This is a genomic window from Variovorax paradoxus EPS, from assembly GCF_000184745.1.
In the GTDB taxonomy this organism is placed as follows: domain Bacteria; phylum Pseudomonadota; class Gammaproteobacteria; order Burkholderiales; family Burkholderiaceae_C; genus Variovorax; species Variovorax paradoxus_C.
The window spans coordinates 1,549,468-1,562,610 of the sequence record NC_014931.1 but is presented as its reverse complement, the minus strand read 5'-3'; the positions used below and the strand labels follow the sequence as shown (position 1 = coordinate 1,562,610).

Sequence of the window (13,143 nt, the reverse complement as noted above, 5' to 3'; positions counted from 1 at the left end):
GTTCCTTGTTGTTATTTGAATTCGCGCTCTCGCAGCCACTTGGTGGCGACCCACTTCTCGCCGGCCAGCACCGGCGCGCCGCCATGCAGCGTGCGAGTGACCGGGTCGGGCCGGTCGTAGCTGAAGAAGACGCCGGTGCCGCGCACGGGCGCCACTTCGAGCCCCACGTCGGGGAAGGTGGTGGCGCCGCCCTGCTCGGGCTCCTGCAGGTACATCACGAGCGTGGCCACCCGCTGGCCGCCGCGCTTCAGGATGGTTGGTGTGCCGGGCTCGTTCGGATCGAAATAGTCGTAGTGCGGACGGTACTGCGCGCCGGGCGCGTAGCGCAGGATCTGCAGGCCTTCGCCGTATTCGAGCGGCCAGCGCAGCAGCATGGCCAGGCGCTGCTCCAGGCGCGCGACGATTTCGTTCTCGCCGCGCTCGAAGAACATGCCGTCGCTGGTGCGATCGACGTTGAGCACCTCGCCGCCTGTGCGTGTTTCCACGGTGAGCGAGCGCGCGAGCCGCACGCGCGCGGCGGCGATCAGCCCTTCGCATTCCTCGGTCGACAGCAGGTTGCCGAAGACGATGACGCGCGGATGCCGCATCGTCTGCAGCACCTGCACCTGGCGGTCGCCGGCATCCAGGTACAGCGGCGCGCCGTCGAGGTCGGGGCCGGGCATTTCGGTGCGCGCCGGCGTCAGCGCCACCTCGACATTGGGGAAGCCGGCCTCCAGCTGGGCCAGCGCCACGTCGGTGGCCGAATCGTGCCAGCCGGCCGCGCGCATCGACGCACGCAGCGCAGGCACCGAATGGCCGGCCGCCAACTGGGCCACCAGCCATTCGCGCAGCTCCGGACTGATCGGTTGGGACATCAGACTTTTCTCCTGAACACCAGCCTTTCGGCTGTCGATGCACTCGCGTCGAAACCATAACCTTCGAGGTCGAATTTTTCCAGCGCCTTGGGCGTGGCCGCCTTGTGCTGCACGGCCCAGCGGGCCAGCAGGCCGCGGGCGCGCTTGGCGAAGAAGCTCACGATCTTGTACTTGTCGCCCTTCCACTCCTGGAACACGCACTCGACCACGCGGGCCTTGAGCACCTTCTGGTCGACCGACTTGAAGTATTCCTGCGAGGCCACGTTGACGACCACCGGCGTGCGGTCGGCCGCGAGGCGCTCGTTCAGGTGTTCGGCGATGCGCGAGCCCCAGAAGGCGTACAGGTCCTTGCCGTGGCGGTTGGCCAGTTGCGTGCCCATTTCGAGGCGGTACGGCTGCAGGCGGTCGAGCGGGCGCAAGAGGCCGTAGAGGCCGCTCAGGATGCAGACGTGGTCTTGCGCCCAGGCCAGTTGCGCGGGCGTGAGGCTGCGGGCATCGAGGCCGCCGTACACATCGCCGTCGAACGCGAAGGCCGCCTGGCGGGCGTTTTTCGCGGTGCTCCTGGAAGACCAGGCCTCGTAGCGCGCCGCGTTGAGGGCGGAGAGCTTGTCCGACAGGTGCATGAGCTCGGAAATCTCGAGCGGGGACTTCTCGCGCAGGATCTTGATCAGCTCGGTCGAGGGACCGCGCGGGCTTTCGAAATGGGGTTGGGTGGCAGGGACTTCAGGAGGGACCGGAGTGTCGTAGTCGAGTGACTTTGCAGGGGAAAGCAGGAAGAGCATCCCGGAATTATGAGTGGCTGCCGTGTCGGCAAGCCGCCCGGTAAAATCATCGGCTGTCCCACCTGTCCCCACGCGGCGCCCTCGAAGGCGCCGCTCTGCACTTCCCTGCATTCCCCATGAGCGAACCCACCACCCCTGCCGCCCAACCTGGTCTGGAGAGCCTCTCCAAATCGTTCGAACCCATCGCCATCGAGGCGCACTGGGGCCCCGAATGGGAAAAGCGCGGCTACGCCAAGGCCGGCTACCGCGGCACGCAGCAACCCAAGGAAGGCGCCGATTCGTTCGCGATCCAGCTGCCGCCGCCCAATGTGACCGGCACGCTGCACATGGGCCATGCGTTCAACCAGACGGTGATGGACAGCCTCACGCGCTACCACCGCATGAAGGGCGACAACACGCTGTGGGTGCCGGGCACCGACCACGCCGGCATCGCCACGCAGATCGTGGTGGAGCGCCAGCTCCAGGAACAGAAGATCAGCCGCCACGACCTGGGCCGCAAGAACTTCGTGGCGCGCGTGTGGGAATGGAAAGAGAAGTCGGGCAACACCATCACCCAGCAGATGCGCCGCATGGGCGATACGGTGGACTGGAGCCGCGAGTACTTCACGATGGACGACGACCTCTCGGCGGTCGTGACGCAGACCTTCGTGAAGCTGTACGAAGAGGGCCTCATCTACCGCGGCAAGCGCCTGGGCAACTGGGACCCGGTGCTCAAGACCTCGGTGAGCGACCTCGAAGTCGAGAGCGAAGAGGAAGACGGCTCGCTCTGGCACATCGCCTACCCCCTTGAAGACGGCAGCGGCACACTGACCGTGGCCACCACCCGGCCCGAGACCATGCTCGGCGACACGGCCGTGATGGTCCACCCCGAAGACGAGCGCTACAAGCACCTGATCGGCCAGCGCGTGAAGCTGCCGCTGGTGGACCGGCTGATTCCCATCATTGCGGACGACTACGTCGACAAGGAATTCGGCACCGGCGTCGTGAAGGTCACGCCCGCGCACGACTACAACGACTACGCGGTCGGCCAGCGCCACAAGCTCGAGATGATCGGCATCCTCACGCTGGACGCGACCATCAACGACAACGCGCCCGAGAAGTACCGCGGCATGGACCGCTTCGTGGCGCGCAAGGCCATCGTGGCCGACCTGGACGCCCTGGGCCTGCTCGTCGAGGTGAAGAAGCACAAGCTGATGGTGCCGCGCTGCGCGCGCTCGGGCGCCATCGTCGAGCCGATGCTCACCGACCAGTGGTACGTGGCAATGACGCGCCCCGGCGCCGACGGCCAGTCGATCGCGCAGAAGGCGATCGACGTGGTGAAGTCCGGCGAGGTGCGCTTCGTGCCGGAGAACTGGGTCAACACCTACAACCACTGGATGGAGAACATCCAGGACTGGACGATTTCGCGCCAGCTCTGGTGGGGCCACCAGATTCCGGCCTGGTACGACGAGGAAGGCAATGTGTACGTGGCCGAGAGCGAGGCCGATGCGCAGGCCAAGGCGCCGGGCAAGAAGCTCACCCGCGACGAGGACGTGCTCGACACCTGGTACTCCGCGGCGCTGGTGCCCTTCTCTTCGCTGGGCTGGCCCGCAAAGACCCAGGACCTCGAGCTCTACCTGCCTTCGCAGGTGCTCGTGACGGGCTACGACATCATCTTCTTCTGGGTCGCCCGGATGATCATGATGACCAAGCACTTCATCGGCAAGGTGCCCTTCAAGGACGTGTACATGCACGGCCTGGTGCGCGATGCGCAGGGCAAGAAGATGAGCAAGTCCGAGGGCAACGTGCTCGACCCGGTGGACCTGATCGATGGCATTCAATTGCCCGAGTTGCTCGACAAGCGCACGCAGGGCCTGCGCAAGCCCGAGACGGCCCCCGCGGTGCGCAAGAACACGCAAAAAGAATTTCCGGACGGCATTCCGGCCTTCGGCGCCGATGCGCTGCGCTTCACCTTCGCATCGCTCGCATCTCTGGGTCGCAACATCAACTTCGACTCGAAGCGCTGCGAGGGTTATCGCAACTTCTGCAACAAACTGTGGAACGCCACGCGCTTCGTGCTGATGAACTGCGAAGGCCAGGACTGCGGCCTGATGGAGCACACGAAGGAAGAGTGCAAGGTCGGCGGCCCGGCCCACGGCTATCTGAAGTTCAGCCGCGCGGACTACTGGATCGTCTCGCAGTTGCAGCGCGTGGAAGCCGAAGTGGCCAAGGGCTTCGAGGAATACCGCCTCGACAATGTGGCCAACGCGATCTACCAGTTCGCCTGGGACGAGTTCTGCGACTGGTACCTGGAAATCGCGAAGGTGCAGATCCAGACCGGCGACGACTCGCAGAAACGCGCCACGCGCCGCACGCTGATCCGCACGCTCGAGACGCTGCTGCGCCTCGCGCATCCGATCATTCCGTTCATCACCGAAGAACTCTGGCAGAAGGTCTCGAAGGTGGCGGGCCGCGAAGGCGAGTCGATCATGATCGCGGCCTATCCGAAGAGCCAGCCCGAGAAGATCGACGAGGCGGCCGAGGCGCACGTTGCGCGCCTGAAGGCGCTGGTGGATGCATGCCGCACGCTGCGGGGCGAGATGAACGTGTCGCCCGCCACGCGCCTGCCGCTCTACGCGCTGGCCGACGATGCCGAAGGCGCGGCGTTCCTGCGCGAATCGGCGCCGGTGCTGCAGGCGCTCGCCAAGCTCAAGGAAGTGAAGGTCTTCGACGACGAGGCCTCTTGGCAGGCGGCGGCCGAAGCGGCCCCCGTGGCTGTAGTGGGCGCTGCGCGTCTGTGCCTGCACATGGAAATCGACAAGGCTGCAGAGAAGCTGCGCATCGGCAAGGAGATCGCACGCATCGAAGGCGAGATCGCCAAGGTGCACGCCAAACTCGGTAACGAAGCGTTCGTCGCGAAGGCGCCGCCGGCGGTGATCGAGCAAGAACGTAAACGTCTGACTGACTTTAGCGCCATGTTGGAGCGACTTCGCGACCAACTTGTACGCCTAGGCTGACAGACGGAGGGCATCGAAGGCGTTTAGCATTCTGGATGCGGCCTCTTGCCGTCCCGCATCCGGAATTTCCCTCCCCTTTCAGAAAGACGCTGAACTGCCCATGTCCACTTCCTCGACACGCATCCGCAAGGCCGTATTTCCTGTTGCTGGCTTTGGCACCCGCTTTCTGCCAGCCACCAAGGCACAACCGAAGGAAATGCTGCCGGTGGTCGACAAGCCGCTGATCCAGTACGCCGTCGAAGAAGCCTATGCCGCAGGCATCCGCGACATGATTTTTGTGACCGGCCGCAACAAGCGTGCGATCGAAGATCACTACGACACCGCCTACGAACTCGAAAGCCAGCTCGAAGCCAGCGGCAAGGATGCGCTGCTGAACATCGCCCGCTCGGTGATGCCCGACGACATGACCTGCTCCTACGTGCGCCAGCCGCGCATGCTGGGTCTCGGCCATGCCGTGCTGTGCGCCGAGCACCTGGTCGGCAACGAGCCCTTCGCCGTGCTGCTGGCCGACGACTTGATGGTCGGTCCCGAGGGCGGCGAGCCGGTGCTCGCGCAGATGACGGCCGCATTCGCGCGCCTGGGCGGCTCGCTGCTGGCGGTGCAGGAAGTGCCGCTCGCGCACGTCAAGCGCTACGGCATCGTGGCCGGCGAGCAGATCGAAGAGGGCCTCGTTAAGGTCAACCGCATGGTCGAGAAGCCGAAGCCAGAAGACGCGCCTTCGCGCCTGGGCGTGGCCGGCCGCTACATCCTCACGCCGGGCGTGTTCGACGAAATCCGCAACCAGCCCAAGGGCGCGGGCGGCGAGATCCAGTTGACAGACGGCATCGCGGCGCTGATGAAGAAGGAATCGGTCTACGCCTATTCCTACAAGGGCATCCGCTACGACTGCGGCAGCAAGGAAGGCTTCCTGCAAGCCAGCGTGGAACTGGCGCTCGCGCACCCCGAGGTGGGCGCCGAATTCCGCGAATACCTCAAGAGCCTGAAGCTCTGAGGGGTGCCGGGAAGCATTGAATAAAAAAGGGGCCCGCGCAGGCCCCTTTCCTTTGGTGCGTGCTCTCGCTAGCGCCGCTTCAATACGTGGATGAAGTCGGTGCCGACCGTTTGCTGCTCCATCAACTCGTTGCCGGTCTGGCGCGCAAAGGCCTGGAAGTCGCGCACCGAGCCCGGGTCGGTCGACACCACCTTGAGCAGTTGCCCGCTCGCCATGTCGTTGAGCGACTTCTTCGCCTTGAGGATGGGCAGCGGGCAGTTCAGGCCGCGCGTGTCGATTTCGCGGTCAACTTCCATGCTTGGGCTCCTCGGGCGGCAGGTTGAGCCCGCGGCGGCGCTCTTCGTTTTCGGCAGCGGTGAAGAAGACGGGCTCGTGGCCGCGCGTGCGGAGCCAGTCGGCCAGCGCGTAGCCGGTGCCCGCGGGCCAGCACCGGAGGTCGGGCAGGTCGTAGAGGCGGTAATCGACCAACTCGGGCGAGAGCTTCACCTCGCCATCGGCCACCACGTGGTAGGCGATGATGATCTGGTTCATGCGCTGGAAGTCGTAGGCACCCACGAGCTTCGTGGCGCTCACGTCGAGGTTGGTTTCTTCCTTCACCTCGCGCGCAATGCCTTCCTCGGGCGTCTCGCCGGCCTCCATGAAGCCGGTGATCAGCGCGAACATCTTGCCGGGCCATGCCGCATTGCGCGCCAGCAGCACCTGGCCGCGGTACTCGACGATGGCGGCGAGCACGGGCGTCGGGTTGTTCCAGTGCGTGTGGCCGCAGTTCGGGCAGCGCAGGCGCTCCTTGGGACCGCCGTCTTCCATCAACGCGATCCATTCGAGGGGCGTGGCACAGACCTGGCAAAACTTGGGGTGGGGCATGGGGCGGCTCTTGTTATGGCTTGCAGCGCCCATTGATCGGGGCGGCAGCAGATTCTGTTATTGATTTATGCGGGAAAGACGCCGGTCGACAAATAGCGGTCGCCTCGGTCGCACACCACGAACACGATGGTGGCGTTCTCGACCTTCTTGGCGACCTCGAGCGCCGCCCACAACGCGCCGGCCGCCGAGATCCCGCCGAAGATGCCCTCTTCGCGCGCAAGGCGCCGGCACATTTCCTCGGCGTTGTCCTGGCTCACGCTGATTTCTTCATCGACGCGGCTCGGGTCGTAGATCTTCGGCAGGTACTCGGTCGGCCACTTGCGGATGCCCGGGATGCGCGAGCCTTCGGCCGGTTGCGCGCCGATGATGCGCACCGCAGGGTTCTTTTCCTTCAGGAAACGCGAGACGCCGGTGATGGTGCCGGTGGTGCCCATGGCGCTCACGAAGTGCGTGATCTTGCCCTTGGTGTCGGCCCAGATCTCGGGGCCTGTCGTCTCGTAGTGGATGCGCGGGTTGTCGGGGTTGGCGAACTGGTCGAGCACCCGGCCCTTGCCTTGGGCGACCATCTGCTCGGCGAGGTCGCGGGCGTATTCCATGCCGCCGCTCTTGGGCGTGAGCACCAGCTCGGCGCCGAAGGCCTTCATGGTCTGGGCGCGTTCGACCGAGAGGTCCTCCGGCATGATCAGCACCATGCGGTAGCCCTTGATGGCCGCGGCCATGGCGAGCGCGATGCCGGTGTTGCCAGAAGTGGCTTCGATCAGTGTGTCGCCGGGCTTGATTTCGCCGCGCTCCTCGGCGCGCTTGATCATCGAGAGCGCCGGCCGGTCCTTGACCGATCCCGCGGGATTGTTGCCTTCGAGCTTGCCGAGGATCACGTTGCCGCGCTTGGCGTTTTCGGCTGCATCGATGCGTTGCAGGGCGACCAGCGGGGTCTTGCCAATGGCATCTTCGATCGTCGGATAATTCATGGCAGCCACTGTGCCATAATTTTGGGCTTCGTTCAGAACCCTGCCCGGGTGGTGAAATTGGTAGACGCAGGGGACTCAAAATCCCCCACCGAAAGGTGTGCCGGTTCGATTCCGGCCCCGGGCACCATCGATACCTTGCTGTCGATATGGAAAAAAGGCTTCCCCGGTCATCGTCGAGAGGCACACTGAACGCCATGCGAAATCGCTCGCGCCGCACCGTGCGCCCCCTTCCCGTTCTTCTCTGGCTGGCCCTGGCACTTGGTGCCGCACCCGCTCTTGCAGCACCCGATTGCACCGTGGCCCTCTGGGGCGATTCGATCCTCTACGGTGGGTTCGGGGCGTCGCTGGCGAACCGCATCAAGGAACCGCCGGCCGCTGCGCTCAAGCGCATTCGCCCCGCCTGGACGATTGCCGACTACAGCTCGCCGGGCGACAGCGCCCACAAGCGCCTGCCGACCTTCGTGCTGCAACCGATGCCGGCGCGCGTCGTGGTGCTGCAATACGGGATCAACGATGCCGGCAACAACTACCAGTACGAGCCGGCCCTGCGCGGGATGGTCGATTACGTCCAGGCCGCCCGCAAGACATCGATCGTCACGGGCCTCTCGCAGGTGAAAGCCGACCGCATGCCGCAGCGGGACGGTTACGACGCCACGGCACGTCGCGTGGCGCAAGAAGAAGGCGTTCTGTTTGCCGACTGGGGCGCCGCGCGCTTTGATCCCGCCGACATGGTGGATGACATCCATCCGCAACAACCGTACAGCACACGCCTCGTGGAGCGGCTCGTGCTGGCACTCGACCAGATTGCGCCCGAGTGCGCGTCCCCTGCCAAACGGAGTTAGCCAGCTAACTCGGCCACGGTGACGAGCGCATCACGCCTGCCGTTGCGGCACCGGCGTTCGCAAGCCGCGCCACGTTGCGCATGGCACCGCGTTGTCAGCCGTCCTCGCGCAGGCCGGTGTGCACTGTCGGATGCGCGAGCCGCACGCGCAACTCACGCTTGAGCCGCGTGTTGTCGAGCCGGCGCGATTCGCCCATGAAGCTCAGCAACTGCAGCGGCAACTGGCGCTCGGCTTCCTCGCGCGCCACTCGCGGCGGGCGGGGCATGCCGTAGAGATCGGCCGCGAGATCGAAGTAATCGCCCATCCGCAGCTCGGTGTCGTCCGACGCATGGACGATGCGCTGCGGCCGCCCCCGGAACAGCGATGCGATGCAGGCGCGCGCGAGGTCGTTGGCGTGGATGTGGCTGGTGTAGACGTCGTCCTCCTGCCGCAGCACCGGCGTACCGCGCTGCAGGCGCCCGCGAGGCGTGCCGTTCTCCCGGTCCGGCGCGTAGATGCCCGGGATGCGCAGGATGCTCGCGCGCACGCCGGCGCTGCGGCCGAGCCAGCGCACGGCGCGCTCGGCGTCCACGCGGCGGTGGGAGCGCGGCGTGTCGGGCCGCACGGCGCGGGTTTCGCTCACGCGGGCGCCGCCGCAATCGCCGTACACGCCGCTGGTCGAGCCGTAGACGAGGGCCAGGGGTACCGAGCGCAGCCTCAATGCACGCGCCAGAGCCGTGGTGCGCTGGTCGCGCCACCAAGCGGCGCCGCCGTCGCGCGCAGGAGGCGCGAGGTGCAGCACCCGCGTCGCGATGCCGGCCAGCCTGCGCAGCGTGGCCGGCTCGTCCAGGTTGCCCACCAGCGGGCGGATCCCCGCTTCGCGCAACGCGGCGACCCGCTCCGCCGAAGACGTGAGCGCCACCAGCTGCATGCGGCCGCGCAGCTCGCGCGCCACCCGCTGTCCGACGTCGCCGCAACCGACGACGAGGAGACGCTCGCGCCGGAACCGCGCCGGCAGCGCGCCGGAGGGGCTATTGATTGAAGGCAAAATCCTGTTCCCTTTCCGATTCAGACCCAGGCTGAAAAACAAGCCGAAGAATACAGATGACTGCTGCACCGCCGCACGAAGCCGGTTTTTCCATCACCGTCGAGCCCAGCGGCCGCCATTTCACGGTCCATGGCGACGAAACCATCCTGGCAGCCGGCATCCGCCAAGGCATCGGCCTCCCCTACGGCTGCAAGGACGGCGCCTGCGGTTCCTGCAAGTGCAAGAAGCTCTCGGGCGAGGTCACCCTCGGCCCGCACCAGAGCAAGGCCCTGAGCGCCGAGGAGCAACTCGCGGGCTACGTGCTGACCTGCTGCGCCCACGCCACCAGCGACGTGGTGCTCGAATCGCGCCAGGTCACCGAGGCGGGGGCACTGCCGATCCGCAAGATGCCGGTGCGGGTGCTGGCCCTCACGCGCCAGTCCCACGACGTGATGATGCTGCGCCTGCAGCTGCCGGCTGGCGAGCCGCTGCAGTTCCATGCGGGGCAGTACGTGGAATTCATCCTGCGCGACGGCGCGCGCCGAAGCTACTCGATGGCCAACGCGCCGCACACGCTGAGCCAGCCGGGAACGGGCATCGAACTGCACCTGCGGCACCTGCCGGGCGGCAAGTTCACCGACCACGTCTTCGGCGTCATGAAGGAAAAGGAAATCCTGCGCATCGAAGGCCCCTTCGGCAGCTTCTTCCTCCGCGAGGACTCCGACAAGCCGATGATCCTGCTGGCCTCGGGCACGGGCTTCGCGCCGATCAAGGCGCTGCTGGAGCACATGAAGTTCAAGGGCATCGAGCGGCCCGCCACGCTTTACTGGGGCGGCCGCCGGCCCGAAGACCTCTACATGGACGAATGGGTGCGCGGGCAACTGGCCGAGATGCCGAACCTGCGCTACGTGCCCGTGATCTCCAACGCCACGCCCGACGACAACTGGACCGGCCGCACCGGCTTCGTCCACCAAGCGGTGCTGGAAGACTTCGCCGACCTCTCGGGCCATCAGGTCTATGCCTGCGGCGCGCCCATCGTGGTCGACTCGGCCAAGCGCGACTACGTGGCGCTGGCAGGCCTGCCCGAAGAAGAATTCTTTGCCGACGCGTTCACCACCGAGGCCGACAAGGCCATGCCCTGATTTCCCGGTTTCCCGATCACCGCTCCCTGATTTCCCACCTGCAGAAGACAAAAAATGAAGACGAGACGCTTCCTCCTCACCCTGCTCGCAGGCGCCGCCGCCATCGCCGCGGGCCACGCCACGGCCCAGCAGCAGCGCCCCATCCGCCTGGTCGTGCCTTATGCCGCGGGCGGCCCCATCGACGTCACCGCGCGCATGCTGGCCGAGCGCGTCAAGGACACTCTGGGCACCGTCATCGTCGACAACAAGCCCGGTGCGGGCGGCAACATCGGTGCCGACATCGTGGCCAAGGCGCCACCGGACGGCCTCACGATCGGCGTTGCAGCCACGGCCACCAATGCGGTCAACCCATGGCTTTACAGCAAGATCCCGTTCAACGCCGCCACCGACTTCGCACCGATCACGCAGATGGTCCGCGTGCCCAACGTGCTGGTGATGAACGCCGACACCGCGAAACGCCTGAACATCAATTCGGTGTCCGACCTCGTCCGCTATGCCAAGGCCAACCCCGCCAAGCTCAACTACGGCAGCGGCGGCAACGGCAGCGCCGGGCACCTGGCGGGCGAGCTGTTCAAGAAGGAGGCGGGCATCTTCGCGGTGCACATTCCGTACAACGGCGGCAACCCGGCGCAGTTGGCGCTGATCTCGGGCCAGGTCGATTTCAACTTCGACAACCTAGCGACCGCGGCGCCGAACATCCGCTCGGGCAAGCTGAAGGCGATTGCGGTGACGACGCTGCAACGCAGCAGCGCGCTGCCCGAGGTGCCGCCGGTGGCCGACACGATCAAGGGCTTCTCGATCGACACCTGGTGGGGCCTGGTCGCGCCGGCCGGCACGCCGCCCGACATGGTCGTGAAGCTGAACCAGGCCTTCGTCGCCGCGCTGAACGCCCCGGAAACGAAAACCCGCTTCGCATCGCTGCTGGCCGAGCCGGTGGGCAACTCGCCGGAGCAGTTCGGCGCTTTCATGAAGACCGAACTGGTCAAGTACGAGAAGGTCGTGAAAGCGACCGGCGCAAAGGTCGACTGAATCGAACGTTCCGGCTGAGCCCGTCGAAGCCTTGGCGCTTCGACAAGCTCAGCGTGAACGGATTTTTCTGCTCAAGCGCAAGCGGCCATCAAGGGCCGCCGCCGGTTATTCGCCCAGGTAAGCGGCGCGAACGCGCGGATCGCGCAGCAGTTCCTTGGCGTCGCCGTCCATCGTGATGAGCCCCGACTCCATCACATAGCCACGGTCGGCCAGTTGCAGCGCGCGATTCGCGTTCTGCTCCACCAGCAGGATCGTCACGCCCTGCGCGGCGACGGTCTGCACCACCTCGAAGATCTTGTCGCACATGATCGGCGACAGGCCCATGGTGGGTTCATCGAGCAGCAGCACCTTGGGGCGCGCCATCAGCGCGCGGCCCATGGCGAGCATCTGCTGTTCGCCGCCCGACATCGTGCCGGCGAGCTGGTCCTTGCGTTCGCGAAGGCGCGGGAAGGTGACGAACACGCGTTCCATGTCGCTCGCGATGCCGGCCTTGTCGCTGCGGATGTAGGCGCCGATCTGCAGGTTCTCGGTGATCGTCATGCGCGTGAAGACGCCGCGGCCTTCGGGCACCATCACGAGGCCCTCGCCCACGAGGTCCCAGGCGCCGCGGCCCTTGATGCTGCGGCCCAGGAATTCGATGCTGCCCGCGCCCGCCGGCAGCGTGCCGGTGATGGCCTTCATGGTGGTCGTCTTGCCGGCGCCGTTGGAGCCGATCAGCGAGACCAGCTCGCCCTCGCGCACCTCGAAGTCCACGCCCTTGACGGCCTGGATGCCGCCGTAGCCGACCTTCAGGCCGCTGACCTTGAGCAGCGTCTTGCCAGCGGCCTTGACCTGCACCGCGGTGGCGCGGGTTTCTTCTTCGCTCGTCATCGTTGCTGTGCTCATTTCAATGCCCCCCCGTTCCGAGGTAAGCCTCGATCACTTTTTCGTTCTTCTGCACGTCGGCCGGCGTGCCCTCGGCAATCTGCTTGCCGTAGTCGAGCACGGTCACACGATCGCACAGGCCCATGATGAGCTTGACGTCGTGTTCGATGATCAGGATGGTGCGGTCGTCCTTGCGGATGCGGTCGATCAGCTCGCGCAGCAGCACTTTTTCGGTCGAGTTCATGCCGGCGGCGGGTTCGTCCAGCGCGATGAGCTGCGGGTCGGTGGCCAGCGCGCGGGCAATCTCGAGGCGCCGCTGGTCGCCGTAGCTCAGCGTGCGCGCCTTGTAGTCGGCGAACTTGCCGATGCCCACGTAGTCGAGCAACTCGTGCGCGCGGTCGGCGATAGCCTTTTCCTCGGCCTTGAAGCTGCCGGTGCGCAGCATCGCGCCGAACACGCCCGAGTGGGTGCGGATGTGGCGGCCGACCATCACGTTCTCGAGCGCCGTCATTTCGGCGAAGAGGCGGATGTTCTGGAAGGTGCGCGCAATGCCGGCCTTGGCCACTTCGTGCACGGCCGTCGGCTGGTAGGGCTTGCCGGCCAGCTCGAAGGTGCCGCTGTCGGGCGTGTAGAGCCCGGTGATCACGTTGAAGAAGGTGGTCTTGCCGGCGCCGTTCGGGCCAATGAGGCCATAGACCTGGCCGCGCTTGATGGTGATACCGACGTCGGAGAGGGCCTGCAGGCCGCCGAAGCGCTTGGAGATGCCGCGAACGTCGAGGATGGTGTCAGTTGTGGTGGTCGTCAT

The 13,143-nt window shown here is 66.1% G+C and carries 13 protein-coding genes and 1 tRNA gene; 6 read left to right on the top strand and 8 right to left on the bottom strand.

Going from position 1 to position 13,143, the window contains the following annotated elements:
* Positions 1-11: 11 nt before the first annotated feature.
* Both VARPA_RS07015 and yaaA read right to left on the bottom strand, forming a co-directional pair.
* A complete protein-coding gene (locus VARPA_RS07015) occupies positions 12-854 on the bottom strand; it encodes a 2OG-Fe(II) oxygenase (protein WP_013539862.1) in 843 nt (280 codons plus the stop codon).
* Positions 854-1,636: a peroxide stress protein YaaA gene (gene yaaA / locus VARPA_RS07010; RefSeq protein WP_013539861.1), complete on the bottom strand. Its 783-nt coding sequence runs from the start codon at positions 1,634-1,636 to the stop codon at positions 854-856. Before yaaA ends, VARPA_RS07015 begins: the two co-directional genes overlap by 1 nt.
* A 116-nt stretch (positions 1,637-1,752) precedes the next feature.
* Here yaaA and VARPA_RS07005 point away from each other — a divergent pair, with 116 nt between their 5' ends.
* Together VARPA_RS07005 and galU are read left to right on the top strand one after the other, a co-directional pair.
* The gene (locus VARPA_RS07005; protein ID WP_013539860.1) at positions 1,753-4,632 is read left to right on the top strand and encodes a valine--tRNA ligase; all 2,880 of its coding nucleotides are present in this window, start codon (positions 1,753-1,755) and stop codon (positions 4,630-4,632) included.
* 100 nt (positions 4,633-4,732) lie between these two features.
* Complete coding sequence (gene galU, locus VARPA_RS07000) at positions 4,733-5,623, top strand: UTP--glucose-1-phosphate uridylyltransferase GalU (RefSeq protein ID WP_013539859.1); 891 nt, start codon at positions 4,733-4,735, stop codon at positions 5,621-5,623.
* A gap of 68 nt (positions 5,624-5,691) precedes the next feature.
* Here the strand turns inward: galU and VARPA_RS06995 are convergent, their stop codons facing one another.
* From VARPA_RS06995 to cysM, 3 genes are all read right to left on the bottom strand, one after another.
* Positions 5,692-5,919 carry a sulfurtransferase TusA family protein gene (locus tag VARPA_RS06995; RefSeq protein WP_013539858.1) on the bottom strand — a complete coding sequence of 76 codons (228 nt, stop codon included), beginning with the start codon at positions 5,917-5,919 and terminating at the stop codon, positions 5,692-5,694.
* Positions 5,909-6,487: an NUDIX domain-containing protein gene (locus VARPA_RS06990; protein ID WP_013539857.1), complete on the bottom strand. Its 579-nt coding sequence runs from the start codon at positions 6,485-6,487 to the stop codon at positions 5,909-5,911. The genes VARPA_RS06995 and VARPA_RS06990 overlap by 11 nt, the downstream gene beginning before the upstream one ends.
* A 65-nt stretch (positions 6,488-6,552) precedes the next feature.
* Positions 6,553-7,455: a cysteine synthase CysM gene (cysM, locus tag VARPA_RS06985; RefSeq protein ID WP_013539856.1), complete on the bottom strand. Its 903-nt coding sequence runs from the start codon at positions 7,453-7,455 to the stop codon at positions 6,553-6,555.
* 42 nt (positions 7,456-7,497) lie between these two features.
* On the opposite strand from cysM, the gene VARPA_RS06980 reads away from it, so the two are divergent.
* Positions 7,498-7,582 (top strand) — tRNA-Leu (locus VARPA_RS06980).
* Positions 7,583-7,649: 67 nt separating this feature from the next.
* Positions 7,650-8,297 (top strand): SGNH/GDSL hydrolase family protein, encoded by a 648-nt coding sequence (locus VARPA_RS06975; protein WP_013539855.1) that lies wholly within the window; start codon positions 7,650-7,652, stop codon positions 8,295-8,297.
* Positions 8,298-8,391: 94 nt separating this feature from the next.
* On the opposite strand, the gene VARPA_RS06970 is transcribed toward VARPA_RS06975, so the two are convergent.
* On the bottom strand, positions 8,392-9,324 hold the full coding sequence (locus VARPA_RS06970; RefSeq protein WP_013539854.1) for an SDR family oxidoreductase: 933 nt from the start codon (positions 9,322-9,324) through the stop codon (positions 8,392-8,394).
* Positions 9,325-9,380: 56 nt separating this feature from the next.
* Between VARPA_RS06970 and VARPA_RS06965 the strand changes: the two genes are divergently transcribed.
* Positions 9,381-10,445 (top strand): CDP-6-deoxy-delta-3,4-glucoseen reductase, encoded by a 1,065-nt coding sequence (locus VARPA_RS06965; RefSeq protein WP_013539853.1) that lies wholly within the window; start codon positions 9,381-9,383, stop codon positions 10,443-10,445.
* A gap of 54 nt (positions 10,446-10,499) precedes the next feature.
* Positions 10,500-11,474 carry a Bug family tripartite tricarboxylate transporter substrate binding protein gene (locus tag VARPA_RS06960; RefSeq protein WP_013539852.1) on the top strand — a complete coding sequence of 325 codons (975 nt, stop codon included), beginning with the start codon at positions 10,500-10,502 and terminating at the stop codon, positions 11,472-11,474.
* Between the two features lie 105 nt (positions 11,475-11,579).
* Here the strand turns inward: VARPA_RS06960 and VARPA_RS06955 are convergent, their stop codons facing one another.
* The gene (locus tag VARPA_RS06955) at positions 11,580-12,344 is read right to left on the bottom strand and encodes an ABC transporter ATP-binding protein (protein ID WP_013539851.1); all 765 of its coding nucleotides are present in this window, start codon (positions 12,342-12,344) and stop codon (positions 11,580-11,582) included.
* A gap of 16 nt (positions 12,345-12,360) precedes the next feature.
* Complete coding sequence (locus tag VARPA_RS06950) at positions 12,361-13,143, bottom strand: ABC transporter ATP-binding protein (protein WP_013539850.1); 783 nt, start codon at positions 13,141-13,143, stop codon at positions 12,361-12,363.